The organism is Myceligenerans pegani, assembly GCF_014892515.1.
GTDB lineage: Bacteria > Actinomycetota > Actinomycetes > Actinomycetales > Cellulomonadaceae > Myceligenerans > Myceligenerans pegani.
This window is the reverse complement of the sequence record NZ_JADBGR010000104.1, coordinates 32012-47775: the sequence shown is the minus strand read 5'-3', so window position 1 is coordinate 47775 and position 15764 is coordinate 32012. Positions and strand designations below refer to the sequence as shown.

Here is a 15764-nt window from a genome sequence, read left to right as displayed (position 1 = left end):
CGGGGCTTCGCCCCGGACCCCGACCCGACCCCGGTGGGCAGAAGGTTCGCCCCGGAACCCCGCACGGGTGGGCAGAGGTTGCCCCGACCCCTACCTGGGGTGCCGAGCTCCACCCCGCTGGCCGGGCCGGGGCGGCTCTGCGCCATACGCCGGTCCAGGGCGGCGGGCGATGCCTGGGGACCCTTGCACGAAGTCCCCAGGCACGTTCTCAGCGTAGGTAGCTGACCAGGGACAGGTTGTGCTCGCGGACTCCCTCGACGACGAGGTCGGCCATCCTTCCGGCGCCGTACTCCGAGAAGTGGGTGTTGTCCCGGTACCCGTCCTCCGCCTGGCGCAGGTAGAGCCGGGCGGACTCGTTCGGCCCCAGCGACTCCACGAGCGCCTGGCTCTTGGCGGTCAGGTCGATGACCGGCACGCCGAGCTCGGAGCCGAGCCTGCGCATCTCCGCCGGCAGGTCGACGCCCACGCCGTTGACATGTCGCGCGGTGGGGGTGAGCCGGTCGCCGTCGAAGTGCCGCCGTACCGGTGGCGTGACGAGGACGGGGTCGCCTCCTCTGTCCCGCACCTGGTTGATCATCGAGGCGAGGTTGCCGCGGAACGCCGACGCCGACGTGGACTTGTCGTTGTGCCCGAACTGGATGAGTACCAAATCGTCGCTCTGGATCAGCGGCCTCATCGTCGGGAACAACGCCGAGTTGCGCAGGAAGCTCCCCGAGCTCTCGCCCGAGTCCCCGTAGTTGGCGACGACGGCACCCTCCGACACCTGCGTGGGCAGGAGCTGCCCCCAGCCGGTCCACGGGGCGAGCGGCTGGTCACACGTCGTGGAGTCACCCGCCAGGTACACCACCATGGGGTCGTTCGCCGGCTGCACCGTCAGACCGGACAGCCTCGGCGCCGAACCCGCGAAGGTGATGTCCAGTCCGGGGTTGCCTGTACCGCCCTGGCCCGTCGGCTGGCCCTCCGGCTGCCGGACGTTGATGGTGAAGGTGTGCTCGGTGATCGTGCCGGCCGCGGTGTCGACCGCGTGCAGGACACGGCGGCGCGCCTCCACCGACATCGAGGTGTTGCCCGCCGTGTCACGGTCGCCGACCCATGCGGTGACCTCGTAGTTGCCGGGAGCGACGTCGAAGTGGCAGACGATCGGAGACCTGCGCTCGCACTCCTGCGGCCAGCCGGGCGGCTGCGGGATGTCTCCGAGCTCGAATTCGAGGTAGTCGATGTTGGGTAGGCCGTCGGCACCGGTGGGGCTGAGCCGGATGGTGTTGTCACCTGAGTTCAGCTGCACGACGGAGGTCTTCGTGGTCCAGCCGCTCCATCCGCCGGTGGGCTGGAACGACGTCGACAGCACGGTGTCGCCGTTCACGATCAGATCGGCGGGGCGTGCGGCGGTGGCGCCGTTGGCGTAGCGGATCGCCAGCGTCGCCGTGCCGGTCTCCGACGCGTTCACGGTGAACTGTGCCGCGGCGCCGGCCTCCGGGTCGCCGTTGCAGAACCCGGTGCCGGAATAGCCGCCGTGGTCGGAGTCGATGGTGCCGTCACAGGTGGCCGGTGCGGTCTCGGCTTCGTAGCGGGTCGGGGTGGTGACTGCCTCGGCGTCGAGATAGTCCACGTTGGGCAGGCCGGCGGCGCTGGTGGGGTTGAGCCGGATCGTGTTGCTGCCCGGGTCCAGCGAGACGGTGAGTGTCGTGGTGGCCCAGGTGCTCCACGCGCCGGTGGGCTGGAACGAGACCGACTGCACCGTGGTGCCGTTGACGACGACCTCGGCCGCGCGGGCGGCCGAGGAGGCGTTCGCGAATCGCACCAGGAGGGTGGCGGTGCCGGTGGCGGAGGCGTCCTCGTCAAGGGTGAACTGGACTGCCGCACCGACCGCGTTGTCGCCGTTGCAGAACCCCGTGCCGGAATAGCCGGAGTGGTTCGTGTCGATGGTGCCGTCGCAGGTGGCCGGGGCGGTCTCGGCCTCGTAGCGGGTCTCCACCGCGGCGGAGGCCACCGTGGAACCGACGATGGGACCGGCGCCGGCCGGCGCCGCGGCAAGCCCGGCGGAAAGTGCCGCGGCAAGCCCGGCGGAGAGCAGCGCCGGACGCCGTCTGGGTGAACGCATGATGGACCTCCGAGGTAGTGATCGAATCGCACGGCAGACAGGGCGCGGCCGCCGGGACCGGCGGCCGCGCGGGCCGCCCAGGTAGGTGGCGGCGTCGGGCGGGGCGGTACCGGGTCATCGGCCCGCCCCACCGCACGGTCAGACGCTCTGGCGGGCGAAGCGCTGGTTGGCGTTGCCGGTGTAGTCCCACTGGGAGATGCGGGCGCCATCGGCGGAGGAGTACTCCCAGACGTCCATGGCGAGGCCCGAGGACCGGTTGATGAGGCTGATGCTGCCGCCGTGGTCGACGATGCGCCACTGCTGGGTCGTCGCGCCCGACTCGGGCTGCTGGGTGATGTCGGCGCCGCTGCTGTTGCTCGCCACCTGCAGGAACAGGCCGGAGTGGCGGGCCTTGATCCGGTAGTGGTCGTCGCCGGCGGCGACGAACTCGAACTGCTGGTTGGTCGCTCCGGTGGACCGCCACTGGATCAGCCGGGCCCCGGCCGCGGTCGAGCGGGCGTCGATGTCGGCCAGCTTGCCGCTGTGCTGGGCAGCCAGGCGGAAGACCCCGGTCGGCTCGGACGGTCCCTCGCCCAGTTCGGCCTCCCACCTGGTGTTGGGCCCGGCCGCATCCTGCGGGAGGCGGTCGCGGGCGGCGGTGTCGCCGTTCATGCTCCAGAGCGCCCAGTCGACGACGGTGTTCGGGAAGCGGACGTCGCCCCAGAAGCTGGTGTGGCTGCCGCCGACGAACGTGAGGAACCCCTTGGGCCAGGTCAGCTCGTTGTAGGCCTGGCGCGCCGAGTCGTACCGCGTGAGGTCGTCGCGGTCGCCGTGGACGAACACGACCTTGGCCGTGATCGAGGAGGCGGGGGTGCCCATGTCCTCGCACGACTGCGGGTTGGCCGAGATGATGCGGCTGTCGGGCCAGGCGGTGAGCAGGCCGTGGGTGGTCATGCCGCCCAGGGAGTGGCCGGAGACGCCCACGCCGATGTCGGTGTTGATGTGCCCGGACAGCGGTCCGCTCGCGTTGAGGGCGAGGGTCTGCGTGATGATCTCGGAGACGTCCCTCGACGGCTCGCCGCTCCGGACCTCGCCGGCGCCGCTGTACTCGAAGTGCGGGGCCGGGACGATGAAGCCCGCCGCGGCCAGCGGGCGGATGAAGAACAGCGAGTTCTGCGGGCTGGAGCCCCAGCCGTGGGTGTAGTTGTAGACGGGAAAGACGCCGTCGGCGACCGGGGCGTTCGTCACCGGGTTGCCGCCCGGGGTGCCGGTGGCGGGGTAGTAGACGTAGGTGGTGCAGCGGCGGCTGCCGCGCCACCAGTCGTACCGGCGCACGCCGACCGCGTACGTCGCGGCGGCCGACGCCGTGGCCAGGGGCGCCGCACCGAGCGCCGGCGCCGCGCCGAGCAGGGACGTCAGGCCCACGCCCGCCGCTCCGGCCGCGCTCATGCGGAGGAAGGTCCGTCGTTGCATGGTCATCGTTGACTCCTTGGGTGTAGGGAACATCCTGGGGTTCGGTGGACCGCGAGAGAGCCGTGCCGGCGGGGACGTCAGTCAGCGGCGGCTTCGACGTCGAGGTAGTCGATGTTGGGTAGCCCGGCCGTGGTGGTCGGCTCCAGCCGGATGGTGTTGCTGCCGGCGTCGAGCGGGACGGTCGCCGTCTTGGTCGACCACGTCGACCACGCGCCGGTGGGCTCGAACGACACCGTCCCCGCCGTCGTCCCGTTGACCACCAGGTCCACCGGCCGGGCACTGGTGGTCCCGTTGGCGAACCGGATCCCCAGCGTCGCGGTGCCGGCGGTCTCCGCGGTCACCGTGAACTGCGCGGAGGAGTCCACAGCATTGGCCCCGTTGCAGAACCCGCTCCCGGAGAAGCCGCTGTGGTTCGAGTCGATGGTGCCGTCACACACCGCCGGCGCGGTCTCCGCCTCGTACCGCTGCCCCGGCGGCGGGCCGCCGTCGCCCGCCTCGAAGGCGCCGAGATCCGGCGCCGTTCCGGTGTACGGCAGGCCGACGTCGGTGCCCCGGTCGATCAGGTCACTGTTCTCCGCGGGGCGGAGGTGGGGCAGCACGGGCAGGCCTCCGTCGGCCTGACGGGGTGCGTCCCAGCCCGACGTCGACACGCTCTGGAACTGCGAGTCCGACAGGCGGATGTCGAGGTCCCAGGTGTTGTGCGAGGAGTTGGTGCCGTTCATGTACGACGTCGGCGTTCCGGTGTAGGCGACGTTGTTGCGCAGGTTCCCGCGTCCGACGGCGTTGCCGCTCGAGTCGACTCCCCTCATGTTGAAGTTGGGGTGGTTTCCGTAGCCGGTGTTGTTGAAGTAGTCGTTGGCCACCGGGTGGTGGTTGGAATAGAAGCCCGCGGCCTTGTTCAGGAACGCGACCGAGAAGCGGACGGTGTGCTTCACCGCGCCGGTGTCGTAGTCGCCACCGAAGCCACCCACCTTGAAGCCGACCCCGTTGCCGGCGGGCGTCGTCGCCCCCGGCTCGTACCCGTTGCGCCAGGACCACGAGTGCTCGATGGTCACGGGCGAGTACGTGGAGATGAGGTCGAACCCGTCGTCCCCGTTCCACCACGCGCGGCACCCCGTGAACACGTTCGCGGGGCGGCCGGCCGGCGTGTAGTGCGAGCCGAAACCGTCGGCGTTCTCGCCGGGCCCGTCGGTGCTGCGCGGGTCGTAGTTGTCGTGCGAATCCGAGTTGACGACGAGGTTGCCGCTGCCACCGTTGACGAACAGGCCGGTCCCCATGTGGTGGTGGAGGTCGAGCTGCTCGAACGTGTTGTTGTCTCCTGAGATCCAGATCCCCCAGGACTCGGCGTTCCGCCAGTTGTTCTGCGGCACACCGGTGACCTCCAGCCCCTTGAGGTGCAGGTGGCTGCCGGTGACGCTGAAGCCCTTGATCCGGCAGTCGTCCCGCATGCCGGAGAAGTCGAAGACCGGCGTCTCACCCGGGTAGGCCCAGTAGCGGATCGGGTTGCCCGCGCTGCCGCTCCTGTTCAGGGTGATGGCGTCGACCCGGTCGGTCTGACTCGAGCAGCTCCTGTTCGCACGGGTATAGGCGTAGGTGCCGCCCCGGAAGTAGACGGTGTCGCCGGCGCGAGCCACGGACTGTGCATGGGCGATCGAGGCCCAGGGAGCTGCCTGCGTGCCTGCCGCGCCGTCACTGCCGTTCGGTGCCACGTAATAGGTCTGTCCGGCCGCGGAGGCCTGCCCGGCCGCCGGGTCGGCGTGGGGCGCGACCAGCCCGGCCGAACCCGCCAGGACGGCCGTCACGACCAGTTTCGCCAGTAGTTTCATCACCACTCCTCAGTGAGTAGGGTCGCCGCGATACGCCGGCCCGAGCATGGTCAGGGCGTTGCGGCCGAGCTGGTGCGGTCAGGAGGGCGAAGAACCGGACACCCTCCTGACCGCCGCCGACGGTGTTACGCGGCGGGACCGACGTCGAGGTAGTCGATGTTGGGGAGGCCTGCGGCCGTGGTCGGCTCGATCCGGATGGTGTTGCTGCCCTCGTTCAGCGACACGGTCAGGGCCTTGGTGGCCCACGCGGACCAGGCGCCGGTGGACTCGAACGAGACCGTGTCCACCGTGGCACCGTTAACGATCACATTCGCGGCCCGCGAATCTGCGCCGTTGGCGAACCGGACCTCCACCGTGGCCGTGCCGGCGGCTGCCGGGTTCACCGTGAACTGCGCTGCCGCGCCCACGGCGTTGTCGCCGTTGCAGAACCCCGTGCCGGAGTAGCCGGAGTGGTTCGTGTCGATGGTGCCGTCGCAGGTGGCCGGGGCGTCCTCGGCCTCGAGACGTTCCGGTTCCGGTTCGGGCGCGCCGATGAGGTCCAGATAGTCCACGTTGGGCAGTCCTGTGGCCGCGGTCGGCTCGATCCGGATCGTGTTGCTGCCCTCGTTCAGCGAGACCGGCACGGACTTGGTCGACCACGTCGACCACGAGCCGGTGGGCTCGAACGACACCGTGTCCACCGTGGTCCCGTTGACGACCACGTTCGCCGGCCGCGCACTGGTGCTGCCGTTGGCGAACCGGATCCCCACCGCCGCCGTGTCGGCGTCCTGCGGGGTCACCGTGAACTGTGCGTAGGCCCCGACGGCCTGGTCACCGTCACAGAACCCGGTACCCGAGTACCCCGAGTGGTTCGAACTGATCGTGCCCTGGCACACCGCGGGCGCGGACTCCGCCTCGTAGCGCTGCCCCGGCTCGGGCGGCGGGCCGTCGTCGGTCCTGACGAGTGAGAGCTGGTCGACGGTGAAGCCGCCCGAACCCGACGCCCGCACGGTGACGGTGGCTCCCCCGCTGGGCAGTTCGATGCCGGTGAGCTGGCGCTGGGTCCAGCCGCCCGACGACGGAACGCTGAGGGTGCTCTGGACGCCGTTGGCACCGGTGACCACGACCTGCCCGGCGTTGCCCCGGGCGTGCAGGGACAGGGTGTACTCGCCGCCGGGAACCGACTCGATCCGCTGCTCCACGCCGCCGCGGTCACCCACCTCGAGCGCGAAGCGGGACCCGTTCGCGCCACCGTTGACGTTGGTCGACCAGCCGCCGATGTTCCGCCATCCTCGGACGTTGGACACGATGATCCGGTCGGCCTGGATGTCGGGGTTGAGGATGTAGTTGTTCTGCGGTCCGACGCGCCACTCGCCGGTCGTGACGTTGAACTGCCACTGGCTCACCGAGTGGAACTCCGGCCGCGCGCCGGTCTTGGTGATCGGTACCCACTGGTTGTAGCCGATACCGTTCCAGGCGAAGTCGGCCCAGCGGTCGCCGGCGTAGATCACCGTGCTCTGCTTGGTGCCGTTCACCGTCACGAAGAACCCGGTCTGGGTCACGTGGCTGTAGTCCATCTCGGTGCCCTCGAGGATGAACTCGCTGGAGTAGCTGCCCTGGATGTTGCCGCTGGTCGACTCGTTGACGTAGTTGACGGACGTGTTCCAGCCGTGCAGGTCCGACGCCGCGTGGTAGTACTTGCCGTCGAGCTTGAACATGGCGTTGCCCTCGCGGCCGTCGCCGCGGCGGATCTCGACGCCTGGCTCGATCCGCAGCGAGTCGGACTCCCGGAACTTGGACACGAAGCCGCGCGACCGTCCTTCGCGGTTGGAGAAGATCAGGTAGTCCTGCCCGTCGTCGTCGGTGAAGACCGTCTGATCCCCGGTGCCGGTCGTCGGCGAGTTCTGGACCTGGATCTGGAAGTAGCCGTAGTCGAAGGTGTCGGTCGGCGAGTCGCCCTGCAGCAGCAGGACGCCGTGCCCGCCACGGCCCGGGTGCCACATCTGCACGGCGAGCACGTACTTGCCGGTGTTCTCGTTGTACGTGACGCCGAGCCGCCCGACCCAGCCGGCACCGCCCAGGTTGGCGCCGCTGCCGACGCCGGTGGAGCGCGTCGCCACCCGGTTCTCGAACTTCCAGTTCACCAGGTCCTGGGACGAGTACACGGGGATCGAGACGAAGGAGACCTGGTTGTCGTACTTCTGTGTCGGGTTGGCCCGATAGCTCTCGGCGCCGGTGTAGTGCACGCCGTACCAGTAGTACGTGTCCCCGAACTTGAAGACCCCACCGCCCTGCGAGTAGATGGGGTTGCCGTCGGTGTCGTTCCAGAAGGTGTCGTTCGTGATGGTCTCGAACGTGCCTTCGTCGGCCGCCGTCAGATCGGCAGCGGCGGTCATGAGTTCCGTCTTCGCGGTGGCGACCTCCGACGTGGAGGCCGACGCGTCGTCGGCGACGTCGTCCGCGGCGCGCAACGCCTTGGCGAAGGGCGCCCAGGATTCGGCCGTGTACTCCGCCTCGTCGCGGTTCTGGTAGTCCGAGACCAGGTAGTCGAGGCCTCGATCCACCGGTTCGGCTTCGGCACGTAGGTCTTGGAGACCTGCTGCGGGTGCCTGGGCCGCCGGTGCCTGCTGGGCCGCCGGTGCCTGCTGGGCCGCCGGTGCCTGCTGGGCCGCCGGTGCCTGGGCCGCGGCGGTGCTCGCGGACAGCGGTGCCACCAACGCCATGGACAACAACGTGACGGTGGCCCCGAGTTTCGAAGCCTTGCTGAGCCGATTCATAGGTTCCTCCCGATGCGGGGTTGACGGTGATCACGGGCCGGCGCGCAGGACGTCCTGCGCGCCGGCGTTCCTGCACGAAACTCGCGTCGTCCCATCACCTCCCGGAGTAGGTGATGTCCGGCTGGGGCGGCCGGGCCATGCCGGCGCCGAGGAAGTAGTCGACGTGATGGGACTGCATGTAGCCCTTGACGGTCATGTCGTTGCGGTAGGCCGGGTTGTGCGCGAGCGTGTACAGCCGGGTGCTCGACGGCCGGTCGGTGGTGAAGATGATCAGCTCGTCGTAGCTCGCGTTGGTGTACACGACTTCCTCGCGCCAGTCGCCGAGGATGTCGCCGTGGAAGGTGGGCTGGACGTTCTGGCTGGCGTCGACCGCACCGTAGTTCCAGGTGCTGAGCAGCCGTGGCAGGCTGTTGGTCGGCCTGGGGTCGTTCGGATCCCACTTCTCGAACTTGCCGTCGTTGAGCAGTTCCATCGTGATGTCGCCGTCCCACCACAGTCCCGTCTGCGGCCACGGCTGCAACGACGTGTTCGGCTCGGCGAGGCGGTTGGTCGGTGCGTTGTACAAGCCGGAGAACGACCAGACCTCCATGCCGGGGTGACGTGGGTCGATGTCGCCGGCCATGCCCCGGCCGACGTCGGCCGTGCCGGACGCCGTGTGCCGCCAGATCATGGTGCCGGTGGCGGCGGCGTAGTAGTACTCGCGCAGACCGCTCGGGTTGTCCTGCTGGACCGCGTAGCCCTCCAGGCCCGGCCGGTTCGGGTCCATGTCGGCGATGTGGAAGCGGTCGCCGTGGACGACGCCCTGCGGCCCCAGCGAGTACTTGAGCGTGCCGTCCCCGTTGAGCACGAACCCGATCTCGGCGACCTCGTCCCGGCCGTCGCCGTCCACGTCGATGACCCGGGTGTTGTGCCCGTCCGGCAGGTTCTGGTTGCCGCGCAGGAACTTCCATTCCTGCGTCAGCGTGCTGCCGCTGAACCGCCACGCGGTGAACATGAGGTTGAACCCGCCGTTGCCGATCCGGTTCTTCATGTACGCGACCAGGCTGGGGTTCTCGCCGTCGAGGTGGCCGACGCCGAAGCGCGCGTACATCGGGCCGTCGGACAGGTAGTCGGTGGGCACAGGCGCAGTGGCGCGCGCCGCCCCGGTCATCCCGTCGAGAATGGCGATCGCCTGCCGGGTGTTGTTGGGCAGGTCGTCGTATGTCGTGCCGTCGCCGAAGCGGACGCCGTTCGCGATCCGTACGGCGACCTCGGCGCGGCCGTCGCTGTCGAAGTCGTAGACGGTCACGCCGTCGTTGTGCCCGACGTCGATCGTGGACGATCCACCTTCGATGTTGTTCTGGTCGGTGCTGTTCGGCCCCATGTTCACCGACCAGAGGAACTCGCCGTTGCTTCGGTAGGCCTCGATCGTCTGCGGTGAGGTCTGGCGGTCCAGCACGTAGTCGTACTCACCGTCGCCGTCCAGGTCGCCGACCCACACGAACTTCACCGGGCCACCGGAACGCAGCGGAACCCGGACGACCGGCTCGGTGGCATGGTTGGCGGACAACGTGAACGCACCGCTCGCCGGCTGCTCCACGCCGTCGATCACCGGCCGCACCCGATAGGTGTTGGCCTGCGACAGGTTGGCCGTCGAGTCGACGTAGTTGGTTCCTCCGGTCAGCACCGAGGAGTTGAGCTTGGTTTCCTGGCCGCCTGCGGTGGAGCGGTAGACGTTGAACCCGATGCCTTCTGGATCGAGGCCCAGCAGCCGCCAGGAGACCAGGACGCTGTCGCTGCCCGACCGCACGGCCACGACCCCGCGCCCGAGACTCTCCATCTTCCTGCCGTCACCCAGCGGCGGGTCGCCGCCGTCCGTCACGTCGAGGTAGTCGATGTTGGGTAGCCCGGCCGTGGTGGTCGGCTCCAACCGGACGGTGTTGCCGCCGCTGTTCAGCGGGACCGTCACGGACTTGGTGGACCACGAGGACCACGCTCCGGTGGGCTCGAACGACACCGATTGCGCTGTCGTCCCGTTGACCACCAGGTCCACCGGCCGGGCACTGGTGGTCCCGTTGGCGAACCGGATCCCGAGCGTCGCCGTGCCGGCGGCCTCCGGCGTCACCGTGAACTGGGCCGAGGAGTCGACGGCGTTGGCCCCGTTGCAGAACCCGCTCCCGGAGAAGCCGCTGTGGTTCGAGTCGATGGTGCCGTCGCACACGGCCGGCGCGGACTCCGCCTCGTACCGGGTCGTCGCGGCGCTCGCGTCGGCGGCGAACGTCGTGATCGATCCCAGCAGCAGGACGGCTACGGCCCCGGCTGTCGAAATCTTGAGGGACTGTTTCACTGACATGTATAGCCTCCACGACGGTGTGGAAACGCTTACTATGACGAACGCAGCGTAGCCAACCACCCCAGGGCTGTCCATACCTCCACAACCGCCCATTTACTCGGTTACGGCTAGTATCGCTTCGGTCGACGCGGCTCCCTGAGTGGCAATGCACCCCTTTAAGCGCTTTAACTCTCTTCCCTCCGCCTGTGACCAGGCGGGATGGGGCCCCGGCGCGCGTGCCACCCGCGCACGTCGTCGGAGCGGTGGAGCAGCCGTTCCCCTGCAGGTGGATGACACCGGTGCGCAAGGGGTATAAATGATTCAGTAACCGCTTCCTGAAAACGGAACTCCGATGCGGCGGTGCTGGGAAGGCCGGTGGACGATGGCGCGAAGGGCGAGCGAGTCCGGGGGCGGCCAGCGGCGGTCCACGATCCGCGAGGTGGCGGCTCGGGCCGGTGTGTCGGTCGCCACCGTGTCCCGAATCCTGAGCGGCGACTACCCGGCCGCTCCTGCCACCCGCAAGCGCGTCATGCGCGCCGTCGAGGAACTGGACTACGTGGCCAACGCCCACGCCCGCGCCCTTGCCGGCACCTCCGCCAAGAGCATCGCCATCGTGCTCAACTCGGTTGTCTCACCGCACTACGCGCACGTCGCCCAGGGGGTCGAGGCGCAGACCGCCGCGGAGGGCCGGTTGTGCCTGATCGGTACGACCGGCGGTGACCCCGAGCGCGAGCTCGCCATGGTGAGGTTCATGCGGGAGCAGCACACCGAGGCGGTCATCCTGGTCGGCAACGTGGTCGCCGACGAGAGGTACCACGAGCGCATGAGCCGGTACGCCCACGCCCTGGCCGCAATCGGTTCCCGGCTGGTGCTGTGCGGCCGCCCGCCGCTCGGCCCCGACGTGCCCGCGGTCGTCGTGGAGTACGACAACGTCGGTGGGGCGCACTCGGCGACCAGCCACCTGCTGTCCGCGGGACACGAGCGGATCCTGTGCCTCGGCAGTCGTCCCGGCTACACCACGGCCGAGGGCCGGGTGGCCGGCTACCGCCGGGCGCTGGCCGCGCACCGCGTGCCGCACGACCCGGCGCTGGAGGTGGAGGGCATGATGTTGTGGCACGAGGGCTACCGGATGATGAAGGAGCGACTGGCCACCGGTAGGCGTGACTTCACCGCGGTCTTCGCCCTCAACGACCTCATCGCCGGCGGCGCCGTCCGGGCGCTCACGGAGAACGGGCTCAAGGTGCCCGACGACGTGTCGGTCGTGGGATTCGACGATCTTCAGCCCTCGCTCGACCTCGACCTGACCACCGTGCACATGTCGCACGAGGAGATCGGGCGCACCGCCGTGCGTCTCGCGCTCGAGCACGAGGCACGCGGCGGCACACCTCCCCACGTCATGATCGGGACGCACCTCGTGATCCGCAGCTCGGTCCGCCCCCGCGAGGTGTCCTGACACCTGGCTGCGAGCCTCATCGGCCGCGGCGCGTTCCTTGGCCGCTTCCGCGAACTCGCCGACGACGCCGGGATGACCACCGCGCGGCTCGAGGATCACCTCTTCTTGAAGGAAAGGGCCGCGAGCGCTTCCCAGATCAATCGATGGGCGTTGTTGATCATGACGTCCGCGTGGTCGTAGGCGGGTGCGAGTTCCATGACGTCCATGCCGACGACGTTCGTCTCCAGGGTCAGCCGGCGGATCGCGCGGAGGAGGTCGATAGGGGCGAACCCACCGGGCTCCGGGGTGCCGGTGCCGGGTGCGAACTCCAGCCGGTCCTGTTCATCGCCGGCCTCGTGATCATGCCGGGCGAGGTGTTCCCCACCCGGTATGTCGAAACAGCCTTCCGGAAGAAAGGCATCCGGGATATTGACGTGCGATCGTTCGTCGACGCCGCTGAGGCCGCCTACCCGTCCTGGATCCGATCGGTGATCATCACCCGGTTCGTGCTGGCGACGCTCGGCTCGATCCTCGTGATCACTTTGCTGGCCGTGCCCTCGTGACCGGATGACGGGAGCTCCTCCGCCTACCTCCGTGTTGGTGCCGCGCCGAGCACGAATGAGCCACTCGCGACGGCGTGCTGTACGGCCTCCACGGTCTTGTCCGGTTGCTGCCCCGTTGTGTCGATGACGTTCCGCTCAAGTGCTCCCAGGTCGGAGAACTGGCTCCACAGTGACGCGATCGGCTGTTCGTCCACCAAGGCATCCGGTGCCGTCCGGGCCTGGGCTCGGCGGAGGGTCTCCTCGTAGACCGGGCGCAGCACGATGTAGTGCAGAGCCGGCGGGTCTTCTCCGTCGCCGCCAATGAAGTGATCGAGCATCCACGGGCCGATGACGCCGTCGATGACGGTGACGAATCCGCCCGTCGCATAGGTGTCGGCGGCCGCGCGGATGACGCGCATGACCGTGTGGTTCTGTTCCTCGGACTCGGGAAGATACGGCGGGATAGCACCCGAGACGATGGAGCGCCAGAAGTCATCTGTATGCAAGTGCACCGACCGCGGAAGGGCCGAGGCGAGCGCGCGAGCGGTCGTTGACTTACCCGCGCCCGGAGGTCCGGTGAGGATCACGACATCAGCGCCCATGCGCCCAACGCTACAGTCGCGGCGGGAGCCAACCCGGTTCTATCGGGTGGCCCGGACGGGCTCCCAGGCGAATCCGTCCGGGTCCGAGACCTCCCCGAGGTCGCCGTTGATCGTGAGCCGGTGCGAACCCGTGCCCTCGGCCGGCACGCCGGCGTCCTTGGCCAGCGCGCGGTACTTGTACAGGCCGAACCCGATCGGGCTGGAGCCCATGTCGAAGTCGACGTAGGAACCGAAGCTCTTGCCCACCTTCAGGCCGTGCTCCACGTAGAACCGCTTGCTGGCCGACACGTCGGCGACGCCGATCAGGAGCACGATCTCGTCGATCTCCTGGGAGGCGGGAGCGGTGTCCTTCTTGGCGGAGGTCGCGAGCTTCCAGATGCTCCCGTCGGGCGCCTGGACCACGCCGCCGTGGCCCCACAGGGACTTCGCGACGGGCTTGAGCGTGGTGGCGCCCGCGGTGACCGCGGCGTCGAACAGGGCGTTGACGTTGGCGGGCTGAGAGGCGATGAGGGAAATGTGGTATCCGCGGAACCCGGTGGTGGGTGTCTCGCCGGCACGGAGGCGGAGCCTCTCGCCCAGGCCCGAGTTGCTCAGGCCGAAGGCGGCGTCGTAGAAGGAACGTGCGGTGCTGGGGTCGGTCACCTCGAGGGTGACGGAGTCGATGTTTGCCATGTCCTCAACGCTAGGGACGCGCGGAACGGAGCGCTTCTCGATTCCTGACCGACCTGTCGCCCGTACGGCGCTCTCCCGGCGGAACCGACCCTTCGCAGGGCTGGAGTCCGCGCAGAAGGATCACAGCGCCGCGAGCACCTCCGCCGCCGCTCGTTCGCCCGATCGCACCGCACCCTCGAGGTACCCGTTGTAGCGGGGCGCGGCTTCGGTGCCTGCCCAGTGCACGCGTCCGACAGGGGCGTGGCCTGCCGCGGTGACGGCGTCCAGGGAGCCGAGCCGGGGCCGGGCGGTGTAGCCGCCGAGCACGAACTCGTCCTGGTGCCAGGACTTCTCGTGAAAACTCAGCGGAGCACGGGCGCGCTCGCCGAAGTGCGTGGAGAGCGTGTCGAGAACGGTCTCGCGCCGGGCATCGGCGCTGAGGGCGTCCAGGGCGCGGGCTTCGCTGCCAGGTACCAGCGCGCACAGGTGACCGGGGCCGTTGGACGGTGAGACGTCCACGACGGTGGGGACGAGGCCGTCGAGTGAACTCGCCTCGCCGCTGAGGCCGGCGTCGCGCCAGAACGGTTCGTCGTAGACGATCACCGCCTTGTAGACGGTGCCCATGAACGTCTCGCGTTGCACCAGTGCGCGGGAATCGGGCAGAGCCGGCTGATGGGTGATCTTCCGAGCGACCGGCGGCGCTACGGCGACGATGACTCGCCGGGCACGTATCGCCTCGCACGGCGTCCGCACGGTGACGCCCTCCTCGTCACGAACGATCGAGGTGACCGGTTGGTTCAGCGCCACGGCCGGGCCGACGTCGTCGGCGATCAGGGCGGCGAGCCCGCCCGCGCCGCAGGACACCAACGACTCCTGCGCGGAGCCGAGCACCTCGGCGAGTCCGCCGGCCGCTCTGACCATCTCGGCCGTGGCGCGCAGGGAGATCAGGTCCAGATCGGTCGAGGCTGCCTCCGACAGGGCGATCTCCACGAGCCGTCGTGCCCGCGGCGGGCGGATGCGAGCGACCCAGTCGGCCACAGGACGCTCGTCGCTCACGCCGAGGCCGGTGCGCATCATCACGATCAGCCGCGCCAGTGCCCACGCCGCCCCGAGGGTGGCCGCCGAGACGGGTGGGATCTCCTCACCGTTCCCGTCACGCATCGCCGGCCTCCCCGCGGAGTAGGTGGGGAACAGCGTCATCCCGAACTCCTGGGCCAGTTCCCGCATCCGGACGTGGTGCCGCCCGATCCATTGCCCGCCCAGGTCGACCGGCGTGCCCGCCGCCGAGGACACCGTCAGGGCACGACCACCCACCCGGTCGGCGGCCTCGAGCACACGTACCGACAGCCCGGAACGCTGCAGGGCACGGGCCGCAGCCAGCCCGGAGAACCCCGCGCCGACCACTACGACATCGACGTCGCCTCTGCTCACCACTACCTCCCATGTGAAACGCTTGTTATACAACACGTGTGGCACATCGTAGACTGACGACCGTGCCACGTCACGTAGACCATGAGAATCGCCGCGCGCTGATCGAGGACGCGGTCATCGCGATCGCGGTCGAGTCGGGTTTCGCCGCGGTGACGATCCGAGCCGTCGCTCGTCATATCGGCGCCTCGACCTCAGCGGTCACCCACTACATGGGCGGTCGCGAAGTGCTGCTCCGCAGCACGGTGCGACGCGAGACCGACCGGCGCCGCAGGGACGCCGAGGAGGCCGTCCGAGACCTCGGCGCGCAGGAGGCGCTGCGGACGTTCGTCGAAGAGGCCCTCCTGCGGCCCGATGAGCACACCCACCGGTTCTGGCTCGCGATGGTTCTCGGCGCTGCGAGTGATCCCGTGCTGCGCGCCGAGCTCGACCGGTTCAACGACTGGTGGGATCAGCAGCTGCGCGGTCATGTCGAGCGCGTCCGGCCGACGGACCCGGACCTGGCGGCGGATCTGATCGACGTGTTCGTCGACGGCCTCATCGTCACCGGATTCGACTCGGGTCGCCCGTGGCCGCCGGAGCGGAGGGCCCAGCTTCTCGACGCCCTCTGGCGGGCACTGGGGCTGTGACGCGCCCGGTCGGGTCGGCGTGGCACCGGAAGAA

Annotated in this window: 12 protein-coding genes; 3 read left to right on the top strand and 9 right to left on the bottom strand. The window is 69.4% G+C overall.

All coding sequences use genetic code 11. The features are described from left to right. Positions 1 to 208: 208 nt before the first annotated feature. From IIE03_RS18165 to IIE03_RS18145, 5 genes are all read right to left on the bottom strand, one after another. A complete protein-coding gene (locus tag IIE03_RS18165; protein ID WP_192864176.1) occupies positions 209 to 2101 on the bottom strand; it encodes a carbohydrate-binding protein in 1893 nt (630 codons plus the stop codon). A gap of 138 nt (positions 2102 to 2239) precedes the next feature. Beyond that, positions 2240 to 3559 (bottom strand): RICIN domain-containing protein, encoded by a 1320-nt coding sequence (locus tag IIE03_RS18160; RefSeq protein ID WP_225997967.1) that lies wholly within the window; start codon positions 3557 to 3559, stop codon positions 2240 to 2242. Positions 3560 to 3630: 71 nt separating this feature from the next. Further along, positions 3631 to 5379, bottom strand: a complete 1749-nt coding sequence (locus IIE03_RS18155) for a right-handed parallel beta-helix repeat-containing protein (RefSeq protein WP_225997966.1) — start codon at positions 5377 to 5379, stop codon at positions 3631 to 3633. A gap of 125 nt (positions 5380 to 5504) precedes the next feature. Further along, on the bottom strand, positions 5505 to 8081 hold the full coding sequence (locus IIE03_RS18150) for a CBM35 domain-containing protein (RefSeq protein ID WP_192864175.1): 2577 nt from the start codon (positions 8079 to 8081) through the stop codon (positions 5505 to 5507). Between the two features lie 148 nt (positions 8082 to 8229). After that, complete coding sequence (locus IIE03_RS18145; RefSeq protein ID WP_192864174.1) at positions 8230 to 10467, bottom strand: rhamnogalacturonan lyase family protein; 2238 nt, start codon at positions 10465 to 10467, stop codon at positions 8230 to 8232. 331 nt (positions 10468 to 10798) lie between these two features. On the opposite strand from IIE03_RS18145, the gene IIE03_RS18140 reads away from it, so the two are divergent. Next, the gene (locus IIE03_RS18140) at positions 10799 to 11899 is read left to right on the top strand and encodes a LacI family DNA-binding transcriptional regulator (protein WP_408632858.1); all 1101 of its coding nucleotides are present in this window, start codon (positions 10799 to 10801) and stop codon (positions 11897 to 11899) included. 95 nt (positions 11900 to 11994) lie between these two features. Here the strand turns inward: IIE03_RS18140 and IIE03_RS26030 are convergent, their stop codons facing one another. Next, positions 11995 to 12210 carry an arginase family protein gene (locus IIE03_RS26030; RefSeq protein ID WP_225997995.1) on the bottom strand — a complete coding sequence of 72 codons (216 nt, stop codon included), beginning with the start codon at positions 12208 to 12210 and terminating at the stop codon, positions 11995 to 11997. Positions 12211 to 12234: 24 nt separating this feature from the next. Here IIE03_RS26030 and IIE03_RS26025 point away from each other — a divergent pair, with 24 nt between their 5' ends. Continuing rightward, complete coding sequence (locus tag IIE03_RS26025; RefSeq protein WP_225997965.1) at positions 12235 to 12441, top strand: hypothetical protein; 207 nt, start codon at positions 12235 to 12237, stop codon at positions 12439 to 12441. A 23-nt stretch (positions 12442 to 12464) separates the two neighbouring features. On the opposite strand, the gene IIE03_RS18130 is transcribed toward IIE03_RS26025, so the two are convergent. The 3 genes from IIE03_RS18130 to IIE03_RS18120 all read right to left on the bottom strand — a co-directional run bounded on the left by IIE03_RS18130 (position 12465) and on the right by IIE03_RS18120 (position 15104). Continuing rightward, the gene (locus IIE03_RS18130; RefSeq protein WP_192864172.1) at positions 12465 to 13022 is read right to left on the bottom strand and encodes an AAA family ATPase; all 558 of its coding nucleotides are present in this window, start codon (positions 13020 to 13022) and stop codon (positions 12465 to 12467) included. Positions 13023 to 13061: 39 nt separating this feature from the next. Continuing rightward, positions 13062 to 13694, bottom strand: a complete 633-nt coding sequence (locus IIE03_RS18125) for a VOC family protein (protein ID WP_192864171.1) — start codon at positions 13692 to 13694, stop codon at positions 13062 to 13064. 120 nt (positions 13695 to 13814) lie between these two features. Then, complete coding sequence (locus IIE03_RS18120; RefSeq protein WP_192864170.1) at positions 13815 to 15104, bottom strand: flavin monoamine oxidase family protein; 1290 nt, start codon at positions 15102 to 15104, stop codon at positions 13815 to 13817. 62 nt (positions 15105 to 15166) lie between these two features. Here IIE03_RS18120 and IIE03_RS18115 point away from each other — a divergent pair, with 62 nt between their 5' ends. Beyond that, complete coding sequence (locus tag IIE03_RS18115; protein WP_192864169.1) at positions 15167 to 15730, top strand: TetR/AcrR family transcriptional regulator; 564 nt, start codon at positions 15167 to 15169, stop codon at positions 15728 to 15730. The last annotated feature ends 34 nt before the right edge of the window (positions 15731 to 15764 follow it).